Annotated in this window: 16 protein-coding genes; 9 read left to right on the top strand and 7 right to left on the bottom strand. The window is 66.2% G+C overall.

The window, feature by feature from the left end:
* The first annotated feature begins 76 nt into the window (after nucleotides 1-76).
* From HALXA_RS13170 to HALXA_RS13145, 6 genes are all read left to right on the top strand, one after another.
* Nucleotides 77-1,552 carry an extracellular solute-binding protein gene (locus tag HALXA_RS13170; protein WP_049895310.1) on the top strand — a complete coding sequence of 492 codons (1,476 nt, stop codon included), beginning with the start codon at nucleotides 77-79 and terminating at the stop codon, nucleotides 1,550-1,552.
* Nucleotides 1,542-2,579, top strand: a complete 1,038-nt coding sequence (locus HALXA_RS13165) for a carbohydrate ABC transporter permease (RefSeq protein ID WP_013880874.1) — start codon at nucleotides 1,542-1,544, stop codon at nucleotides 2,577-2,579. Before HALXA_RS13170 ends, HALXA_RS13165 begins: the two co-directional genes overlap by 11 nt.
* The gene (locus tag HALXA_RS13160) at nucleotides 2,579-3,661 is read left to right on the top strand and encodes a carbohydrate ABC transporter permease (RefSeq protein WP_013880873.1); all 1,083 of its coding nucleotides are present in this window, start codon (nucleotides 2,579-2,581) and stop codon (nucleotides 3,659-3,661) included. Before HALXA_RS13165 ends, HALXA_RS13160 begins: the two co-directional genes overlap by 1 nt.
* 6 nt (nucleotides 3,662-3,667) lie before the next feature.
* Nucleotides 3,668-4,855 carry an ABC transporter ATP-binding protein gene (locus tag HALXA_RS13155; protein ID WP_013880872.1) on the top strand — a complete coding sequence of 396 codons (1,188 nt, stop codon included), beginning with the start codon at nucleotides 3,668-3,670 and terminating at the stop codon, nucleotides 4,853-4,855.
* A 197-nt stretch (nucleotides 4,856-5,052) separates the two neighbouring features.
* The gene (locus HALXA_RS13150; RefSeq protein ID WP_049895309.1) at nucleotides 5,053-6,141 is read left to right on the top strand and encodes a Gfo/Idh/MocA family protein; all 1,089 of its coding nucleotides are present in this window, start codon (nucleotides 5,053-5,055) and stop codon (nucleotides 6,139-6,141) included.
* Between the two features lie 153 nt (nucleotides 6,142-6,294).
* Entirely contained in the window at nucleotides 6,295-6,609 is a 315-nt protein-coding gene (locus HALXA_RS13145) for a carboxypeptidase-like regulatory domain-containing protein (protein ID WP_013880870.1), read from the top strand.
* A 9-nt stretch (nucleotides 6,610-6,618) separates the two neighbouring features.
* Here the strand turns inward: HALXA_RS13145 and HALXA_RS13140 are convergent, their stop codons facing one another.
* The 4 genes from HALXA_RS13140 to HALXA_RS13125 form a co-directional block, all read right to left on the bottom strand.
* On the bottom strand, nucleotides 6,619-6,924 hold the full coding sequence (locus HALXA_RS13140; protein WP_013880869.1) for a HalOD1 output domain-containing protein: 306 nt from the start codon (nucleotides 6,922-6,924) through the stop codon (nucleotides 6,619-6,621).
* 77 nt (nucleotides 6,925-7,001) lie between these two features.
* Entirely contained in the window at nucleotides 7,002-8,432 is a 1,431-nt protein-coding gene (locus HALXA_RS13135; RefSeq protein ID WP_013880868.1) for a cryptochrome/photolyase family protein, read from the bottom strand.
* Nucleotides 8,433-8,556: 124 nt separating this feature from the next.
* Nucleotides 8,557-9,432 (bottom strand): phosphatase PAP2 family protein, encoded by an 876-nt coding sequence (locus HALXA_RS13130; protein ID WP_013880867.1) that lies wholly within the window; start codon nucleotides 9,430-9,432, stop codon nucleotides 8,557-8,559.
* A gap of 84 nt (nucleotides 9,433-9,516) precedes the next feature.
* Nucleotides 9,517-11,280, bottom strand: coding sequence for an ABC transporter substrate-binding protein (locus HALXA_RS13125; RefSeq protein ID WP_013880866.1), 1,764 nt, complete (start codon nucleotides 11,278-11,280; stop codon nucleotides 9,517-9,519).
* Between the two features lie 380 nt (nucleotides 11,281-11,660).
* Here HALXA_RS13125 and HALXA_RS13120 point away from each other — a divergent pair, with 380 nt between their 5' ends.
* The 3 genes from HALXA_RS13120 (at nucleotide 11,661) to HALXA_RS13105 (ending at nucleotide 14,470) form a co-directional block, all read left to right on the top strand.
* Entirely contained in the window at nucleotides 11,661-12,818 is a 1,158-nt protein-coding gene (locus HALXA_RS13120) for a tubulin/FtsZ family protein (RefSeq protein WP_013880865.1), read from the top strand.
* Nucleotides 12,819-13,121: 303 nt separating this feature from the next.
* Nucleotides 13,122-14,132 (top strand): TIGR04024 family LLM class F420-dependent oxidoreductase, encoded by a 1,011-nt coding sequence (locus HALXA_RS13110; RefSeq protein ID WP_013880863.1) that lies wholly within the window; start codon nucleotides 13,122-13,124, stop codon nucleotides 14,130-14,132.
* Between the two features lie 137 nt (nucleotides 14,133-14,269).
* Entirely contained in the window at nucleotides 14,270-14,470 is a 201-nt protein-coding gene (locus HALXA_RS13105; protein WP_049895468.1) for a hypothetical protein, read from the top strand.
* A gap of 42 nt (nucleotides 14,471-14,512) precedes the next feature.
* Here HALXA_RS13105 and HALXA_RS13100 read toward each other — a convergent pair whose 3' ends face one another.
* From HALXA_RS13100 to HALXA_RS13090, 3 genes are all read right to left on the bottom strand, one after another.
* Nucleotides 14,513-15,211 carry a 6-hydroxymethylpterin diphosphokinase MptE-like protein gene (locus HALXA_RS13100; protein ID WP_013880861.1) on the bottom strand — a complete coding sequence of 233 codons (699 nt, stop codon included), beginning with the start codon at nucleotides 15,209-15,211 and terminating at the stop codon, nucleotides 14,513-14,515.
* Nucleotides 15,212-15,463: 252 nt separating this feature from the next.
* Complete coding sequence (gene folP / locus HALXA_RS13095) at nucleotides 15,464-16,654, bottom strand: dihydropteroate synthase (RefSeq protein ID WP_013880860.1); 1,191 nt, start codon at nucleotides 16,652-16,654, stop codon at nucleotides 15,464-15,466.
* Between the two features lie 102 nt (nucleotides 16,655-16,756).
* Nucleotides 16,757-18,028, bottom strand: a complete 1,272-nt coding sequence (locus HALXA_RS13090) for a Cdc6/Cdc18 family protein (RefSeq protein WP_013880859.1) — start codon at nucleotides 18,026-18,028, stop codon at nucleotides 16,757-16,759.
* Between the last annotated feature and the right edge of the window lie 362 nt (nucleotides 18,029-18,390).

Here is an 18,390-nt window from a genome sequence, read left to right as displayed (position 1 = left end):
GAATCGTGAGTGTTACAATTTATTACACCATTTATTGCTAACAACTAAGTCGCCGAACGTGGACCGATCACTGGTCATGGGACGTGATACCGGCGGGAGGCGCGACCGTCCACCAGGGCGTCTGGGACGTCGGTCGTTCCTGAAAGCCGCGTCGGTGACAACCGCTACCGGAACGGCCGCCGTCGCCGGCTGTGTCGGACAGGGTCGGGAATCCGGGGCCGTGGTGATGACCGCCGCCTCGGACGTCGCGGGCATCATGCACAGCGACGGCGACGAGCCGTCGATCCAGCAGGCCCTCTGGGACGCCGGCCTCGACGAGGATATCCGCGTCGAGGTCCAGACCGTCGTCAGCAACTCCGCTCAGCGGATGCAGACGACCCAGTCGGCCCTCGAGGCGGGCCGCGCGCCCCCAGACATTCACATGATGGACAGCGGGTGGACGGTTCCGTTCGTCCTTCGAAATCAAACGGTCAATCTGACCGAAAACCTGCCGGAGGACGTACTCGGGTACGTCAACGACAACTACCTCGAGGCGATTCTCGAGACGGCTCGTCATCCCGAAACCGGCGACCTCCACGCCTTACCGCTGTTCCCCGACCTGGGATTTACGCTGTACCGAGAGGACATGATCGAGGACGCGGGGTACGACACCGGCGGCTGGGGAACCGATCCGCCGTCGTGGGAGGAGTTCTCGAACGCGGTCGCCGACGCGCGCGACCAGGCGGGGATCGATTACGGTTTTACGACGCAGGCGGCCGCCTACGAAGGGCTGGCCTGTTGTACGTTCAACGAGGTGATGACCTCCTGGGGCGGGGCGTACTTCGGCGGCGTCGACAACCTGTTCACCGCCGGCGACCGGCCGATCACGGTCGACGGGGAGCGCGTCATCGACGCGATTCGAATGATGCGCTCGTTCATCGAGGGAGAGGAGGCGAACACCCTCGACGGCTACGCCCAGATCTGTCCGTCGGCGGTCGTCCAGTGGACCGAACAGCAGTCGCTCAGCCCGTTCGCGGACGGGAGCGCCGTCGCGAACCGAAACTGGTCGTACGCGATCGCCCAGACCGGTACCGAGGAGGCCTTCGGCGAGAACCTCGGCGTCATGACGCGGCCGTACGCGGTCTCGCAGGAGGAGGCCGAGTACGAAGGGACGGGCGGTACCACCGCGGCGCTGGGCGGGTGGAACCTCGCCGTGAGCCCGTTCTCCGAACGGCAGGAGGAGGCGCTGCAGGTCCTCGAGGCCTTCGCCAACGAGGAGGTCATGCTGACGATCTTCCAACTCGGCGGCTTCCTGCCGCCGAACCTCGATCTGGTCGCGGAGGCCGACGCGGAGGAGGTCGGACCGGTCGTCCGCTACGCCGACGTGGTCCAGTCGGCCAGCGAGAACGCGGTCCCGCGGCCGGCGACGGACCTCTGGCCCGAGCAGTCGGCGCTGATCTACCAGTCCGTCAACGCGGCGTACCGCGGGGCCCAATCGCCGGAATCCGCGATGAACGATCTCGCCCAAGAACTCGAACAGAGCGAAGCGGAGGTGGGATCGAATGGCGACTGATACCGACACGGAGGGAGCGATCGGCAGCGAGTCCGACGCCGACCGGGAGCGGACCGGCAACGCCCTCGTCAACTGGATGGAAGGGCTGAGCGAGGGGGCCTACGCGTACCTGCTGTTGCTCCCGGCGTTCGCGCTGCTGACGTTGATCGCGTTCTACCCGATGATACGAACGTTCGTCATGTCGCTGCGGGCCGATCAGACGCGGGGCATGGATCCGCTCGGCGGGTTCGTCGGTCCGGAGAACTACGTCGACATCTTGACCGGGAACGCGCGCCTGGCGCGGCAGTTCCTCGACGTCTCGCTGGCCTCGTCGTTCCCGTTCGTCGAATTCGGCACGCCGTTCTTCCAGCAGGCGCTGTTCGTCACGCTCGCCTTCGCCATCATTAGCGTCGTCTTCGAGACGCTGATCGGCTTCGGCCAGGCGTACGTGCTCGATCAGGACTTCCGCGGCCGGCGCTGGGTCCGCGTGGCGATCATCCTTCCGTGGGCGGTGCCGATCGTCATCCAGGGGATGATCTTCTTCCTGCTGTTCCAGCCGACGGTCGGCTTCGGCACCGACGTGATGCAGTGGCTCGGAATCTTCGGCGCGAGCCCGCTGGCCAACAGCCGGGACGCCTTCATCATCATCCTCGTGGCCGACATCTGGAAGTCGTCGGCGTTCATGGCCCTGCTGATCCTCGCGGGGCTCCAGAGCGTCGACCGAAGCCTCTACGACGTCGCCCGCGTCGCCGGCGCGTCGCCCTGGCAGCGGTTCAAGCTGATCACTCTGCCGCTCGTGATGCCGGCGCTTTTGGTCGCCATGCTGTTCCGCACGATGGACGCGATGCGGGTCTTCGGACTGATCGAGGCGACGGCGGGCTGTACGACCGTCCCGTCGCTGACCTGCCTCGTCGTCGAAGCGATGTTCGGCGGCACCCGCATCTACGCGACGGCCGCCGCGGTCGCGTTCTCGACGGCGCTCGTGATCGGCATCATCATCGGCGGCTACGTGCTCCTGTTCCGCGACACCGAAGGAGGGCTGTACTGATGACCGACGCACACGACACCCACACCGACACCGATTCCACCGATCCGATCCACGACGGTACCGGTACCGGAACCGACACCGACAGGGATACCGACATCGGCAGCGACACGCGCCGCGCTCCGACGCTCCGCCCGGACGGCGGGGGGAACGTCCTCGAGGAAGGCCGCGACGCGGAGCTCGACCGCGGCCCGTTCCAGCAGTGGGTGGCCGACTCCATCTCCGATCCGGGACGGGTCTACCGCGCCATGTTCTACGTCGCGGCGATTTTCTTCCTGTTTACGACGCTGTTCCCGTTCTACTGGCTGCTGATGGTCGCGCTGACGCCGGAGGGACAGCTGGAGAACATCATCTTCACGCCGAACGGGTTCAATCCCGGCGCGTTCGTCGAGGTGTTCCAGGTCATCCCGTTCCACTGGTACATGTTCAACAGCTTCGTGATCGCGCTGGGGTCGACAATCGTCGTCCTCGTCGTCGGGAGCCTCGCGGGCTACGCGTTCGGCCGCCTCGAGTTCCCCGGCCGGACGCCGCTCATGCTGCTCGTGTTGATCATCTCCTTCTTCCCGCCGGCGGCCTTCTTCATCCCGCTGAACGACCTCTTTAACACGTCGTTCTTCTTCCTCGAGCCGATCACCGGCGACGGCACCCTCTACAACACGCCGTTCGCCCTCGTGACGCCGCTGTCGGCGATCTTCATGCCGCTGGCGATCTTCATCCTCACGACCTTCTACGCGCAGATTCCGGACGGCCTCGAGGACGCCGCGAGGGTGGAGGGGACGACCCGACTCGGCGCGCTGTTCCGGGTCATCATCCCGCTGTCGGCGCCCGGCGTCGCGACCGCCGGCGTGTTGACGTTCATCGCCGTCTACAACGAGTTCTTCTTCTCGTTCCTGATGACCGACGGCCAACCGCAGAACTGGGCGCCGATCCTCGAGGGGATCCTCGCCTACCAGGGCCAGTACCAGGTGATGTACCACCTCATGGCCGCCGCGAGCATCCTCGGGGTCATCCCCGTCGCGATTCTCGTGGTGATCGCGCAGGAAAAGATCGTCAGCGGACTGACCGCAGGCGCACTCAAGGAGTAAGATACAATGTCACGAGTACGACTCGAGAACATCACGAAGCGGTACGGAGAGGAAACGGCAGTCGACGATATCAGCCTCGAGGTCGAGGACGGCGAGTTCGTCACGCTCGTCGGCCCCTCGGGCTGTGGCAAGTCGACGACGATGGAGACGGTCGCCGGCCTCACCCAGCCCACGGAGGGCAAGGTGTACATCGGCGACGACGAGGTCACGAACCTCGCACCCAAGGATCGAGGCGTCGCGATGGTCTTCCAGAACATCGCCCTGTTCCCCCACATGGACGTCTTCGAGAACATCTCGTTCGGGCTGCGGCTCCGGAAGTACGACGACGAGGAGATCCGGCGGCGCGTCGAGCAGGCCGCCGATATCGTCCAACTCGACGGGATGTTAGACCGGATGCCCAAAGAGATGTCCGGCGGCCAGCAACAGCGGGTCGGCATCGCCCGCGCGATCGTTCGCAACCCCGACGTGTTCCTGATGGACGAGCCGTTGGCGAACTTGGACGCGAAGCTCCGGGTGCACATGCGTACGGAGCTCCAGCGGCTCCACCGGGAGCTCGACGCGACGGTCATCTACGTCACCCACGACCAGGCCGAGGCGATGACGATGTCGAACCGGATCGCCGTCCTGAACAAGGGGAAACTCCAGCAGATCGCGCCGCCGCTGGTCTGTTACAACGAGCCGACGAACCTGTTCGTCGCCGGCTTCATCGGCTCGCCCTCGATGAACTTCGTCGAGGGCACGCTCGTCGAGGACGGCCTCGAGACGAACAACTTCACCGTCGACTTGGATCCGTCCCGGATTCCCGACGTGACCGTGGGCGACGACGTCACGCTCGGTATCAGGCCGGAGGACGTCCACCTGTCCCAGTACGCCGACTCGCTGGCCGATCCGACGGATCCGATCGACGCCCGAACCGACGTGCTCGAGCCGATGGGCGACGAAGTGTTCGTCTATCTGTTGCTATCCGAGGCGGCGGCGGGCTCGATGGAGCAAGATCCCGCGACGTCGCCGAACCAGCTGTTGATGAGCGTCACGCCGGACACGGAGATCGAGGCGGATCAGGCGGTCGACGTCGTCCTCGATCGATCGAAGATCCACCTCTTCGATACGGCGACCGGCGACGCGCTCCTTCACGGCGTGTCCGACCGCTCGGAGCGAGAACCCGGGACGACCCCCACGGAAGCGGACAGTTGAAACCCGCGCACGGAACCGAGCGACGCCGGGACGGTGCCGGCACTGCCGGCCGACTCGATCCGACGCGTCGGCGGCCGACTGACTCGGCCTCACACCCTGCTGTTTGGCAGTGCATCAAAGGACGTGCAGCACGTAAATTCGGTATAGCAATATCGAGTGTATAGTTCCGGAACCGAACGAGTGACCCAACACGAGCGATGACAATGAATCGAAGCGACATTAGAACAGGAATTATCGGCCTCGGAAACATCGGACAGTACCACGCGGAGCGGCTCGTCGACCTCAGCGTCCCCATCGTCGGCGGCATGGATATCGCCGAGGAGGCGCGAACGCGATTCGGCCGCCGGTACGACGTCGACGTCTACGAGGATCATCAGGAACTGTACGATACCGTCGACGCCGTCATCATCACGACCCCGAACAAGTACCACGAGGAGTACGCCATCGACGCCTTCGAACGGGACTTACACGTCCTCCTCGAGAAACCCCTCGCGCACTCGTTAGAGAGCGCCCGGCGGATCGCCGACGCGGCGGACGACTCCGAGGGCGTCTGCATGATCGGCTTTAACAACCGGTTCGCGAACACCGTCCGCATCGTGAAAAACCGGATCGAACGCGGCGACCTCGGCGACGTAATCCACGTCGAGGCCAATTACGTCCGGCGGCGGGGCATCCCGGGACGGGGCTCGTGGTTCACCCGCAGACAGATCGCCGGCGGCGGGGCGCTCATCGATCTGGGCGTCCACGCGATCGACCTCGCGCTCTACCTGCTCGGCTACCCCGAGGTCAAGGAGGTAAACGGCGTCACGCGCGGCGATTTCGGGTCGCGGGAGGAGTACGCCTACCTCGAGATGTGGGGCGACGACGCCGGCCCGAGCGAGTTCGACGTCGACGACTCCGCCAGCGCGTTCGTTCGCTGTGCGGACGACCGGACGATCAGCCTCGAGGTGGCGTGGGCGACCAACCGGCCGGCCGACCACGAGTTCGTCATCCGGGGCACCGAGTCCGCCGCCCGATTCGACCTGCTCGAGGGCGATCTGAGCTTTCACTCGGCGAGCACGGCCGGCCCCGACCACCTCGAGGACACGTCGGTCGAGACGCGGCAAAACGATACCCACACGGAAGAACAGAAAACGTTCTTCGACGCGATCGTGGCCGGCGAAGACTGCGACGACAGCGTCGAGCAGGCGCTGTCGGTCCAGCGAATCATCGATTCGATCTACCGCTCGAGCGAGGAGGGCCAGACGATTACTGTCGGGGAACGGGAACGAGAACGGGAACGATAGCAGGGACAGCGACGCACGATCGCCGGGTGGTCGACTGCCGACGAAGTCCGTCCATCTGGGCCTGTCGATTCTCCGTCTGTCCGTTCGTACTGTCTTCAACGCGCGTGCTGCTGCAGGGAACCCGCTTTCCGTACGCGCGCGGTACATTGTCACATGCAAGTCGAACGATCACTCGCGCTCGAGCTCGAGCGCCGCGAGGTCGCCGTCGGGACGCCGCTCGCGGTCCGGGTCCGCGACGTCGGCGGGCGGCCGATCGAGGGGGCGGTCGTCGAAGCCGGGTCGGGAGCGAAACGGAAGCGAACCGACGCGCACGGCCGGTGCGAGTTTACGTTCCACGCACCGGGGTACTGGAAACTCATCGCGCGCAAAGCCGGCACCGACCGCGTCGCGTACGATCCGGCGACCGCTCTCGTTCGGGCCGTTCCCACGTCAACGGTCACGCGCGGCCCCCGAATCGCATCGCGATAAGCGACGGCGTTACTCCTCCGTTCGGCGGCCGACGGATTCGTTCGACGACGGGGGATCGTCGACATCGACGCGGCCGTCGCCGTGGACGGTGATCGCGTAGCCCGCGTACTCGAGGTGGACGCGAGCGGGGCCGGCGGACGGCCGATCGAACAGTTCGTCGAGCGCCTCCGGGTTGACGACCGTAAACAGCGGCTCGTACTCCGGGGGCTCGATCTCGGTGACGTCGACGCCCTCGCGGTCGGCGACGGCGGCGACGATCGCCTGGCTCGGCGGAACCGCGTTGCTGGACGTCGACGCATCCTCTGGCGAGGACATACGCTTAGCTAGCGGATTCCGCCGGATAAGGGTAGCGCCAATCGATGCATCTCGTATCGGCGGTCTACGGCAGCGGTTTACGAGTCCGAGCCGCGCGCTCGCTCGAACGCCGCGATGGCTCGCTCCCGCCGCTCGGCGTGGTCGACGATCGGAGCCGGATAGTCGGGCGCGACCGCCGCGCGCCGGTCCGCGGACAGGTCGTGCCAGTCGTGGATCTCGTCCGGGTCGGCGTCGGCGAGTTCGGGCACGTACTCGCGGACGTACTCGGCGTCCGGATCGTACTCTCGACCCTGTTTCATCGGGTTGAAGACGCGGAAGTACGGCTGGGCGTCGGGGCCGGTTGAGGCCGCCCACTGCCAGCCGGCGGCGTCGTTCGCCGACTCGTGGTCCGCCAGGTGCTGCCGGTACCAGTCGTACCCCTCCCGCCAGTCGACGAGCAGGTCCGCGGTCAGGAACGAGGCGACGATCATCCGCACGCGGTTGTGGACCCACCCCTCGGTCCGTAGCTGGCGCATTCCGGCGTCGACGATCGGATATCCCGTTCGCCCCGCTTTCCAGGCCGCGAGCTCGTCGGGGTCGTTCCGCCAGTCGATTCCGTTCTCATACGCAGTGAAGTCCGCGACGACGAGGTCGGGATTGAACGCGAGAACGTGGGTGTAAAACTCGTGGAAGGCGAGCTGCCGGCGAAACGCCGTGACGTCCTCCCGCTGGGCCTCGGTCTCGGCGCGCTCGAGCGCCCGCTCGGTCGCGGCGTACACCTCCCGCGGTCCGATCGTCCCCCACTTGTGGTGGACTGAGAGCCGGGAGGTCGCGTCGGCGGCCGGGACGTCGCGCGTCTCGTCGTACCGGTAGATCGGTCCCGAACAGAACGACTCGAGGCGCTCGCGGGCGGCCGCGCGAGTCACCGTCGGCGGCGTCGCCTCGGGGTCCGCGAAGCCGAGGTCGGCGAGCGACGGAATCGAATCCGTCGTTGCGTCCGTGCTCGCTCCTGTCCCGCCGCTCGGATCCGCGAGGGCAGCGGCGTCCGGCGCGTCGACCGGATCCAGCTTTTCCCGGTCGCGCCACTTCTTCCAAAAGTACGAGAAGACCGAGTAGTGATCCCCCTTGTTCGGCGTAATCGATCCCGGCTCGTGGTGGAGCGCGTCGCGAACCGGCCGCGGTTCGAGCCCGCGGTCCTCGAGGGCCGCGGTGACGGCCCGGTCGCGCTCGGCGGCGAGGCCGCTGTAGTCTTCGGCCCAGGAGACCGCGTCGGCGCCGTACTCGTCGGCGAGACGCGGGATCACCGCGCTCGCCTCCCCGCGGGCGATCACTAGATCGCCGCCGCGCTCGCGGTACCACGCGCGCAGCGACTCGAGCGCCTCGAGCATGCACGCCACCCGGATCGGCGAGGCGTACTCGAGGACGGTCGGATCGAGAACGAAGACCGGAACGACCGCGTCGGTCGCCGCGCGAGCGAGCGCGCGGTTGTCGGGGCCGCGAAGGTCGCGCCGGTGCCAGTGTAGGTTCATAGTCGGGACGAGGAGTCGGGGGTTGAAAACGGTCGGACCTAACACAGTACTGACCGGAGAGGGTCGGTCCGAGGGACGGCGCCGGTGCCGATCAGCACCGGAGCGGTCGCGATGGCGATCCGGGTCAGTCGCCGTCCGTCCGCCCGCCGGAACCGAGCCGGTCGCTGAGGTACCGGCGTCCGGACTCGGTCGCCTCGCGAACGGTGTAGCTGCGGCCGATATAGACGCTCACCGCGGCCAGCAGCGTGCCGGCGACGACGTCGGAGAACCAGTGGATGCCGAGGTACATCGTCGCGAAGACGATGCTGATCGCGAGGACGCCGGCGACCGGAACCCACGTCGGATACTTCTCGCGGGTCTGCCACGCGAAGAAGAACACGGTCATCGACAGCGACGTGTGCAGCGACGGGAAGACGTTCGTCGGCCGGTTCACGTTACCCGTCAGATCCCGGATGCGGGGGAACGCGTCGTACAGCAGCCCGTCGAACAGCAGCGGATCGAAGTTGCGCGGCCCGTAGGCCATAAAGAGAACGTAGCAACACAGACCGATGGCGTAGTTCGCCGTAAACGCCAGAATCAGATCCGCCAGGTCGTCCGTCTCCTCGAGCGCGAAGTACGCGATAAAGGGGAAGAGGAGCAGAAACGCGTAGCCGTAGACGTACGCGAAGACGAAGTACGACGTCAGCGCCGGCGACTGGAGCGACTGGAGCAGGGCGACCGGTCCCCCGGGACCGAACAGCCGGTCGAAGTCGAACAGCCACTGCGTGATGTTGTTTCCGAAGACGCGGCGCTCGAGCCGCACGACGGCGTCGGCCGTCGACCAGCGGAGGATCAACACGCTCGCGAGCGCGAGCAGCGGGATGAAACAGATCTCGAGCCGCCAGCGGAAGTCGCCCAGCGACGAGACGATCCGCCGCGGGCCGACGATCGCCAGGGACGCAGTCACGAGCATCGTGACGACGACGAGGGCGAGCTCGAGGAGGACGACGAGGAACGACATGCGGGTCTCGCGGTACTACGATTGCGACGGCATTAATAGCGACCGGTTATCCGCCGACGGAGAAACGGCCGGTAGCCCGACGGCTCAGCCGAGCAGGGAGCCATCCTCGTATCGATAGCCGACGTCTTCGAAGAGGGCGTGAACACGGTCGGCGTCGATCTTCCCGTCGGACCCGGGGAAGATCGAAGCGGCCGCGCGGTCGTCGAACGTCCACTCCTCGTTGCGAACGCCCAGCAGCGAACTGAACTCCGTTGCGGGCTCGCCGTGGCCGCCGAAAAACTCCCTGACGGCGTGTTCCCGATCGATCAGCCGCGCGAGGATCCGTCGGAAGTTCGGATTCCCGAGGTCGGGGTGCTGACTGCTGTTGAAGCCGATCATGTAGAACGCGTTCGTCCGGCCCGTGAGAACCGACGTCTCCTCCCCGCTGCGGATTCCCTCGAGTTCCGACGGCGGAACCGGGGACCCGGTGATGTCGATATCGCCGTTCCGGAGCGATTCGATCATCGACCCGGGGTTGGGCTCGATCTGATACGTGAGCCCGTCGAACTGCGAGAATCCCTCGAGGACGTCCGGACGGTCGGTCGTTTCGTCGCGGAGGACGTGGTCGGCGAACGGCTCGAGTTCGATCCCCTCGTCCGTCACGGCGTGCAACTGGAACAGCCCGGAGCCCATCGCCTCCACGTTGTCGGTGACGAGGGCTTCGGGCTGGTGCTCGGCGACGATCGCCGACCGCGGCTCCCAGACGTGCTGGGGCAGGATCGGCACGGCGAACACGCGGGCCGCAGCCGACCGGGTGGTGTCGCTGAAGGCGAAGCGAACGGTCCCGTCGTCGACCGCCTCAACCGTCTCGACGAGGGTCTGTCGGTCGCGGTACCGCGGCGCCGGGACGCCGCCCTCTACCTCGCCCATCGAGGTATCCTGCAGGAACCGATAGGTGAAGGCGACGTCGTCCGCGTCGAATGCCGTCTCGTCGTGCCAGGTCAGCCCGTCTCGAAGCGTGACGGTCGCCTCGAGCGAATCGGACTCCGTCCAGGTGATCGCGTCCGCTACCCAGGGAACGTACCCGTCGGCGGCGTTCGTGAGGCGGGTCTCGCGGCGTCGCGCCAGTGGATCGTACAGCAGTCCCAGCAGACCGGGGACTCGGTTCCGATCGACGACGATCGGGTTCAGTCGCTCGCCGAGTCCGCTGCCGTAGATCCCGACCGTCAGCGGGCCCTCGCGGGAGTCGTCGTCCGGTTCCCGACTGAGAAGGTCGACGTAGTCGAGGGGGCGACGCGGCGGCACGCTCGCATCGATAGCGTCGTGAACGCCACCGATCCGGTTCGGGAACCCGACCGTCGTGTAGGGCGGCGTCTCGCCCAGGTACTCGAAGAGGTCGCCGAGCACCTCGCGCCGTTCGGTCCCGCGGGTCGTCCGCTGTCGCTCGAGGTGGTCGTCGACGGTCACGTCGGTGAAGTGAAAGGGGTTCTGCCAGCCTCGTTCGTTGGCGAACTGGGAGTGGAGCAGCCCGCGGAGGGCGTCGTACTCGTCGAGGCCGGGGTGGCGGGCGATGAAGACGTCGTAATTCCCCTCGAGCAGGACGCTCCGGTAGAGGTCGGCCTCGTTGACCGGTTCGTGACTGACGGCGATGCCGGCCCGACGGAGGTTCTCCCGGAACTGACTCATGATCATCGCGGCGATTTCGTCGTCCTCCGTCGGCAGCGTCTTGATCGTGAGTTCGACCTGCTCGGGGCCGGAGTTCTCCGCTCGCGACCAGAGACGCTCCGAGCAGCCGGCGAGGGAACCGGTCGCTATCCCGGCGGCGCCGGCGAGCACTCCTCGCCGGGTGATCGACGGAGCGTCGTTCATATTGTCACGGATATGCCGTCAGGGCGTATAGGAGTTACTTTCGAAGACTATCCCCGAAATGAAGCTGCATAGGGGCTGTTACGCAATTTTACACGGTTATTGAACGGGTAGAATTAGGTGTTGACGGACGAGAGCAGTATCGGGCGATGATAGTCATGAATTAGTGTAGGTCATTAATCGATGACTATTCGAGAAATCTGAGAGTAGTGAATCGATGAATCTCTTTTCTGCGTTCGTATGATGGCCATAACAATGGCTATCAGTAGGGTTCGTGGAGACGTGGCACCCGTTCCCAACGCCGGGCGATCCGGCACCGTATCCGCACCCCTCGATCGCGGTCGCAGCCGCGATCGCCCGCAGAACGGCCACGAGAGACAACCATGAAACTCGCACTCATCGGCTTCGGTCAGGCAGGCGGGAAGATCGTCGACGAGTTCCTGGCGTACGACGACGCGGTCGACGGCGGCTTCGTCGAAGCGGCGATCGCCGTCAACTCCGCGACGACGGACCTCAAGGGACTCGAGCACGTTCCCCAGGAGAATCGCGTTCTCATCGGACAGGCGCGCGTTAAAGGACACGGCGTCGGCGCCGACAACGAGCTCGGCGCCGAGGTCACCGAGGAGGACATCGACGAGATCCAGGGCGCGATCGATCGGATTCAGGTCCACGAGATCGACGCCTTCCTCATCGTCGCCGGGATGGGCGGCGGTACCGGCTCGGGCGGCGCGCCCGTCCTCGCGAAACACCTCCAGCGGATCTACACCGAACCCGTCTACGGGCTCGGCATCCTCCCAGGTACGGACGAGGGCGGCATCTACACGCTGAACGCGGCCCGCTCGTTCCAGACGTTCGTCCGCGAGGTCGACAACCTGCTGGTCTTCGACAACGACGTCTGGCGCAGCGCCGGCGAGTCCGTCGAAGGCGGCTACGACCGGATCAACAAGGAGATCGTCGAGCGGTTCGGCCTCCTGTTCGCCGCCGGCGAGGTCGGCCACGGCGACCACGTCGCCGAGAGCGTCGTCGACTCCTCCGAGATCATCAACACCCTCGAGGACGGCATCTCGACGATCGGCTACGCGCGCGAAACGGTCGACACCTCCGGCGGCCTCCTCTCGTCGTTCCGCGGCGAGGAGGAGTTCGACGAGGGCGCCGAAGTCAACCGACTCACCAGCCTCGTTCGCAAGGCGACGCTCGGCCGGCTGACGCTCCCCTGTGACGTCTCGAGCGCCGACCGCGGCCTGGTCGTCGCGACCGGCCCGCCGGAGCACTTGAACCGCAAGGGCGTCGAGCGCGGCCGCCAGTGGCTCGAGGACGAGACGGGCAGCATGGAGATCCGCGGCGGTGACTACCCGCGGACGGACAAGGACGAGGTCGGCGCGATCGTCCTCCTGTCGGGCGTGACCGACGTCCCCCGCGTCGACCAGCTTCAGCAGGTCGCCATCGAGGCCCAGGAGACGACCGAGACGGTTCGCGCGAACGCCCAAGAGGAGTTCTCGTCGCTGGTCGACACCGGCGGCGAACTCGACGCGCTGTTCTGACGCGTCAACCGTCGACGCGCTCGCGTTCGACAGCCTCCGCGACTTCCATCCGTTCGCTCCCCTCCACGCAGACGCCTGCGACCCCCGCTGACGCTATTCGGCTCGCACCGACGCAGATCAGCACTCGCTGCCGCTGCCGCTGTTGCTGTTCGACACCCACCCACCCACCCACCCACCCTCCCTCCCACCCCATCCCCGCTCGTTTTCGCGCCGACAGTTAAGTGAACTGACGCCATCTATCGGACCGGGAACGGTTCGCACGCCGGTCGCGTTCGCCCGCGTCGCTCCCAACTCCAGCCTACCATGACGGATCGAAGTCTCCACCTCCCGGTCGCCGCACAGCCCAGCCTCGAGGCGCTCGTCGATCTCGCCCGACTCGGCGAGCGCCGCGGCTACGAGTTCGCCTGGCTCCCCGAGACGTGGGGCCGCGACGCCGTCACCATTCTCGCGACGATCGCCCGCGAGACCGACGACATCGGCCTCGGCCCGAGCGTCGTCAACGTCTACTCGCGGTCGCCCGCGCTGCTCGGCCAGACCGCCGCAACCTTGCAGGAGGCGTCCGACGGCCGCCTTCGGATGGGGATCGCGCCCAGCGGCCCCGCCGTCATCGAGGGCTGGCACGGCCTCGAGTTCGACCGGCCGCTTCGGCGCACCCGCGAGTACATCGACGTTATGCGGGCGGTCCTCTCCGGCGAGCGCGTCGAGTACGACGGCGATATATTCTCGCTGTCGGGCTTTCGGCTGCGCTGCGACCCGCCCGCGGAACCGGTCCCGATCGACGCCGCCGGAATGGGGCCGAAGGCCGTCGAACTCGCCGGCCGCTTCGCCGACGGCTGGCACGCGATCCTCTTCACCCCCGACGGACTCGAGGAGCGCCTCGAGGACCTCCGTCGCGGCGCCGACCTCGGCGACCGAGATCCGGACGACGTCCGCGTGACGCTCTCCGTTACCGCCTGCGCCCTCGAGGACGGCGACCGCGCCCGGGAGCTGGCTCGCCAGCACCTCGCGTTCTACGTCGGCGCGATGGGGACCTACTATCGAGAGTCGCTGGCCCGGCAGGGCTACGCGGACGAAGCCGAGGCGATCGCCGCGGCCTGGGCGAACGGCAATCAGGAGGCGGCGCTCGAGGCGATTCCGGACGCGCTCCTTTCCGACCTCGCGGCCGTCGGGACGCCCGAGCGCGCCCGCGAGGAACTCCGCAAGTTCGAACAACTCGAGGGCGTCGACGAGATCGGAATCGGATTCCCGCGGGGCGCCTCGAGGGACGAGCTCGAGGCGACGATCGCGGCGCTCGCACCGGACGAAATTGAGTGAGTCGACGAAAGCGGCGAGTTGTCGAGAGCAGCGAGTACCGCCGCTGTGACCGTCGTACCGGCGTTAAACGTGTCCTACTACGTGATAGTCACAGTAGAAAGACAATAACGAACTATGATATCGGGATGGAGTTGGGTATGAGCGGACAGAAGCAGACGAAGCGGACGACGACTCGATCGACGATGCGTAACGCCGTCAAATCGGTCCTGTTCTCGCGCTCGAGCGCGGACGCGACGACCATCGAGGAGTGTCGACGCTGCGGCAAGACGATCGAATCGCGGGAGGCGGACTGTCCCGTCTGCGGCTGCGACGACATCGTCGAGTATCGCATCCAGTAGGGCGACACCGAATCGGCGCGCCTGTAGCTCACGCCCAGTCGATCAGTCGATCGGCAGCGGCCCCGTCACGATCGCGTCCCGTCGGCCGTCCAGCACCGCGAAGCGCTCGTCGCGGCGGGACTCGAGCCAGTACAGGAGCCGCTCGGCCCACTCGAGTTTCCGCGCTTTCGCGGCGTCGACAGTAGAGTCGTCGAAGTTCCAGCCGACGAAGACGAGCTCTCGAGCGCCGAGGTAATCCGCGAGGAACGCGGCGCGGTCGCCGTCGGTGAACCCGCCGAAGTTTCGGACGTGATCCCGCGGCGCGGCCTGGGTCGTCGGCAGGACGAACGCGTCGGCGCAGTCGGGGACGACCTCCCGAACGGCCGGGACGTTGTCGCCGTGGGCGTGCACCGCGACCGGCACGCCGCGGTCGGTCAACCGCCGCACGGTGTCGGGGTTCTTGTCCAGATCCGTGACCATGCAGTCGACGGCGATATCGTGCGATCGGAGGACGTCCGCCGCCGTCGACGCCGCGAACACGACGTCGGCCTCGCGGGCCCGCTCGAGTTCTCCTTCGTCCTCGAGCGACGGTCCGGCGCCGGCGATCGCGACGGTGGCGTCCCGAACGGACCCCAGCAGTGCGAGATCGAACGGGTCGGTCAGGGACGCCAGAACGTCGCGTGCTCGTTCGTCGCCGGTACGGTCGTAGCCGAAGTCCCGAAGGATCGCGTCGTAGACCGGCTCCCAATCGTCGAACTCCATGTGTGTTGCTCCTCGCCGTCGTGTCGGCGCTGTGGCGACGTAACTGTTCGTCTCGCGTCGCTTCCTGCGGCGAGTCGGATCGCCTACTCGAGGACTCGCGTCGGTGTGTCAGGACAGCGTCGGCACTGGTCGACGTAATGCCACAATAATTCCGTGTTGTGGGCCGGGGGTCGCCTCCAAAGTACCCCTACCCGGGAGGCCGCCCGGCGTCCACTCCCTCATTTCGAAGCCTCCGGCATAAGCTTTCTCTTACTATAGTACGTTGTCGAGTTCCGTTGCTAATCGATCCATAACGGCATCATCTCCGCGAAGACGCGTTGAGATGTCCGAAATCGAGCCCGCGTCTCCCGACAGTAATACGGTATTACTGTTACCAAGGTGCACGGAAGCGGCCGCGTCCGCCGTCGCCGCCGTCAGACGCTCCCGCCGGTCCGCGGTTAATCCCTCAATTTCGAGGAGATATGTTGGCCACTCGTCTACGACCTCGGGATCGACGCCGCGCTCGGCGAGGTGTCGGCGGAACTGGCGCGTCGATCGGACGTCGAGTCGGGACAGCGAGAAGTCCTCGGTCGCGACGTTCGCGCGTTCGGTGAAGGCGTCGCCGATCAGGGCGGCGTCGCGCGTCTCGGCGACGTCGTGCGTGCGGATCACGTGGGCGCCGCGTTCGACGGCCATCGACGTGGCCGCGAGGCTGACCGGCAGTCGCTCCTCGGTCTCCCGGTCCGCGATCTCGCCGAGGAAGTTCTTCCGGTTGATCGACACCAGCATCGGTTGGCCGAGCGCCCGGAACTCCCGCAGTCGGCGGAACGTCTCGCGGTCGTCCTCGAGCGTTTGAGCCTCGCTCCAGCCGCCGAACGCTGGGTCGACGATCGTCTTGTCCGTGAGCCCGTTTTGCTTGAGCGCCTCGTAGACCTTTTCGACGTAGTCGGCCTCGGCGGCCCACTCCGCGGATTTCCGAGCGGCCCAGTCGGTCTCCTCGACCGCGCCCGGCCGCTCGAGGTTCGGCGGGCTCGCCATTTTCGCGACGGCGGCGTCGCGGTCCTCGCAGACGGTCGGCATCGCCGGGTCCGCGAAGCCGCAGATGTCGTTGACCATGTCGAACCCCCGCGAGAGGGCCTCGTCGGCCACCTCGGCGTAGCGAGTTTCGATCGAGAAGACGGCGTCGCCGGAGACGCTCTCGATGGTCTCGAGCGCGATGTGAAGTCGGTCGAGTTCCTCCTCGGCCGAGAGCACTTCGAAGCGCTTGTTCGCGGACTCGAGGCCGATATCGACGATGTCGGCCCCCTCGCCGATCAGGTCCTCGTCGACGTACGCGGCGGCCTCGCCGGGGTCGTCGTAGACGCTCGGATCGTAGGGGGATTCCTCGCTGACGTTCAGGACGCCCATGATCCGGGGCGGGTGGTCGTCGCCGATCTTCAGTCCCGCTGCGTCGACCGTGTGCATACCTCGACTGAGAAGGGGAGCCTCAAAGGCGCCGCGGTTGCGGTGAACGCAACGTGACGAGCAAAGCGCGATGAACGATCCGATCCGGTATCGGTGCGATCGTTACGGCTGCGGTCCGGTACCCGCGCTGTCCTCGCGATCCGCGGCGTCCGCGTCCTCGAGCGGCGCGAGCCGCGCGTCGCGCAGCAGCACCTTCTTGACGATCGAAGGGTTCTCGAGCAGGCGGTGTTTGGCGTGGGCGCCGCGGCCGCGTCCGCGACCCTCGCGCTCGGACTGGATCACGTTGAGGAAGTTCTGCTCCTGGAGGATCTCCTGCACGCGGCGCTCGGAGAGGACGTCGAAGTCGAGCTGGCGGGCGATCTCCTTGTACTGGTTGTAGATGATCTTGGTCGGGAACTCCTTCTCGGAGCTGTTCTCGGTCAGCAGCGTCAGCGCGTAGAGGATGGCCTTGGCCTGCTGGGGCGAGCCCTCGATCAGCTCGTTGAAGCGGTCGGCCTCGGTCTTCTCCTTGGCGTCTCGGACGTGTTCGGCGGTGACCCGAGTATCGTTTTGCTTCTTCGCGATCCGCCCCGCGTTGCGGAGGATGTCGATCGCCTTGCGCGCGTCCCCGTGTTCCTGCGCGGCCAGCGCGGCGGTCAGCGGGATCACGTCGTCGGAGAGCACGCCGTCGTGGAACGCGTCGCGGCGCTTCTCTAAGATCTCGACGAGCTGGTTCGCGTCGTACGGCGAGAAGACGAGTTCGTCCCGAGAGAGGCTGGACTTGACGCGCTCGGAGAGGTGATCGGGGAAGTCGATCTTGTTCGAGATGCCGATGATGCCGATGCTCGAGTCCGAGATGCGCCGATTTTCCCCTGCGCGGGAGAGCTTCCGGAGGACCTCGTCGTCCTCGAGCATGTCGATCTCGTCCAAGATCACGATGGTGACGTCGGTGCAGTGGTCGACGGCCTGCCAGAGGCGCTTGTAGTAGTCGCCGGTCCCCAACCCGCGGTCGGGGACGGAGATACCGCTCCGATCGGGTTCGTTAACGATCTGGGCGATCGTCTTGATGACCGACGCTTCCGTGTTCTGTTCGCCGCAGTCGATGAAGGCGTACTTCACCGTGACGTCGTCGCGGCGGGCCTCCGAGATCACGCGCTTGGTGACCGACCGCGAGATGAGCGATTTGCCGGTTCCGGTCTTGCCGAAGATGAACAGGTGATTGGGTTCGCTCCCGAAGATAGCCGGGTTGAGAGCGTCCGCGACCCGTTGCATCTGCTCGTCACGCCCGACGATCCGGTCCGGCCCCGGAAGGTGCGTGATCTCGAGCAGCCGCTCGTCGGCGAAGACCGGATCGTCGTACCGAAAGAGTGGATCACGATCGTCGTTCGCGGACATTGCAGTGTCGGGCGACTACCGGCTGGATTGAAATAAAGCTATGGAGATCGATCGCGGATGTAAATCGCCTGTGTTAGCATCTAGGTGGCGACAATACCCGACGAACGACGGTATCGATACGAATCGCCGCCATCGCGCGTCTAATCGGGCGGCTGTCCCGCCGTTCACGGACGGACACCCCCGTCGCGGATGTAACTGCCGAACGTCGCCTCTCCGCCGGATTGCGATCGGAATTCGAGTTCGAGGTTCGGCGAGCAACTGAACTGCGAGGAAGAATCCGAATCGACTCGAGTCAAAAACTACGGAAACGCGATTTTCGGATCGGCACCCACATTCCGGGTTCGGCACACACACCATCGTCG

It is taken from the genome of Halopiger xanaduensis SH-6 (assembly GCF_000217715.1).
GTDB lineage: Archaea > Halobacteriota > Halobacteria > Halobacteriales > Natrialbaceae > Halopiger > Halopiger xanaduensis.
The sequence above is the reverse complement of the archived record's forward strand: the minus strand, read 5'-3'. Positions and strand labels throughout refer to the sequence as shown.

Excerpts from the sequence above, each read along its gene's own strand:
- HALXA_RS13105 (WP_049895468.1), top strand. The coding sequence starts at position 14,270 with ATGAGCGGACAGAAGCAGACGAAGCGGACGACGACTCGATCGACGATG.
- HALXA_RS13160 (WP_013880873.1), top strand. The coding sequence starts at position 2,579 with ATGACCGACGCACACGACACCCACACCGACACCGATTCCACCGATCCG.
- HALXA_RS13100 (WP_013880861.1), bottom strand. The coding sequence starts at position 15,211 with ATGGAGTTCGACGATTGGGAGCCGGTCTACGACGCGATCCTTCGGGAC.
- HALXA_RS13165 (WP_013880874.1), top strand. The coding sequence starts at position 1,542 with ATGGCGACTGATACCGACACGGAGGGAGCGATCGGCAGCGAGTCCGAC.
- HALXA_RS13130 (WP_013880867.1), bottom strand. The coding sequence starts at position 9,432 with ATGTCGTTCCTCGTCGTCCTCCTCGAGCTCGCCCTCGTCGTCGTCACG.
- HALXA_RS13110 (WP_013880863.1), top strand. The coding sequence starts at position 13,122 with ATGACGGATCGAAGTCTCCACCTCCCGGTCGCCGCACAGCCCAGCCTC.
- HALXA_RS13150 (WP_049895309.1), top strand. The coding sequence starts at position 5,053 with ATGACAATGAATCGAAGCGACATTAGAACAGGAATTATCGGCCTCGGA.
- HALXA_RS13170 (WP_049895310.1), top strand. The coding sequence starts at position 77 with ATGGGACGTGATACCGGCGGGAGGCGCGACCGTCCACCAGGGCGTCTG.
- folP (WP_013880860.1), bottom strand. The coding sequence starts at position 16,654 with ATGCACACGGTCGACGCAGCGGGACTGAAGATCGGCGACGACCACCCG.
- HALXA_RS13145 (WP_013880870.1), top strand. The coding sequence starts at position 6,295 with ATGCAAGTCGAACGATCACTCGCGCTCGAGCTCGAGCGCCGCGAGGTC.
- HALXA_RS13120 (WP_013880865.1), top strand. The coding sequence starts at position 11,661 with ATGAAACTCGCACTCATCGGCTTCGGTCAGGCAGGCGGGAAGATCGTC.
- HALXA_RS13140 (WP_013880869.1), bottom strand. The coding sequence starts at position 6,924 with ATGTCCTCGCCAGAGGATGCGTCGACGTCCAGCAACGCGGTTCCGCCG.
- HALXA_RS13090 (WP_013880859.1), bottom strand. The coding sequence starts at position 18,028 with ATGTCCGCGAACGACGATCGTGATCCACTCTTTCGGTACGACGATCCG.
- HALXA_RS13155 (WP_013880872.1), top strand. The coding sequence starts at position 3,668 with ATGTCACGAGTACGACTCGAGAACATCACGAAGCGGTACGGAGAGGAA.
- HALXA_RS13135 (WP_013880868.1), bottom strand. The coding sequence starts at position 8,432 with ATGAACCTACACTGGCACCGGCGCGACCTTCGCGGCCCCGACAACCGC.
- HALXA_RS13125 (WP_013880866.1), bottom strand. The coding sequence starts at position 11,280 with ATGAACGACGCTCCGTCGATCACCCGGCGAGGAGTGCTCGCCGGCGCC.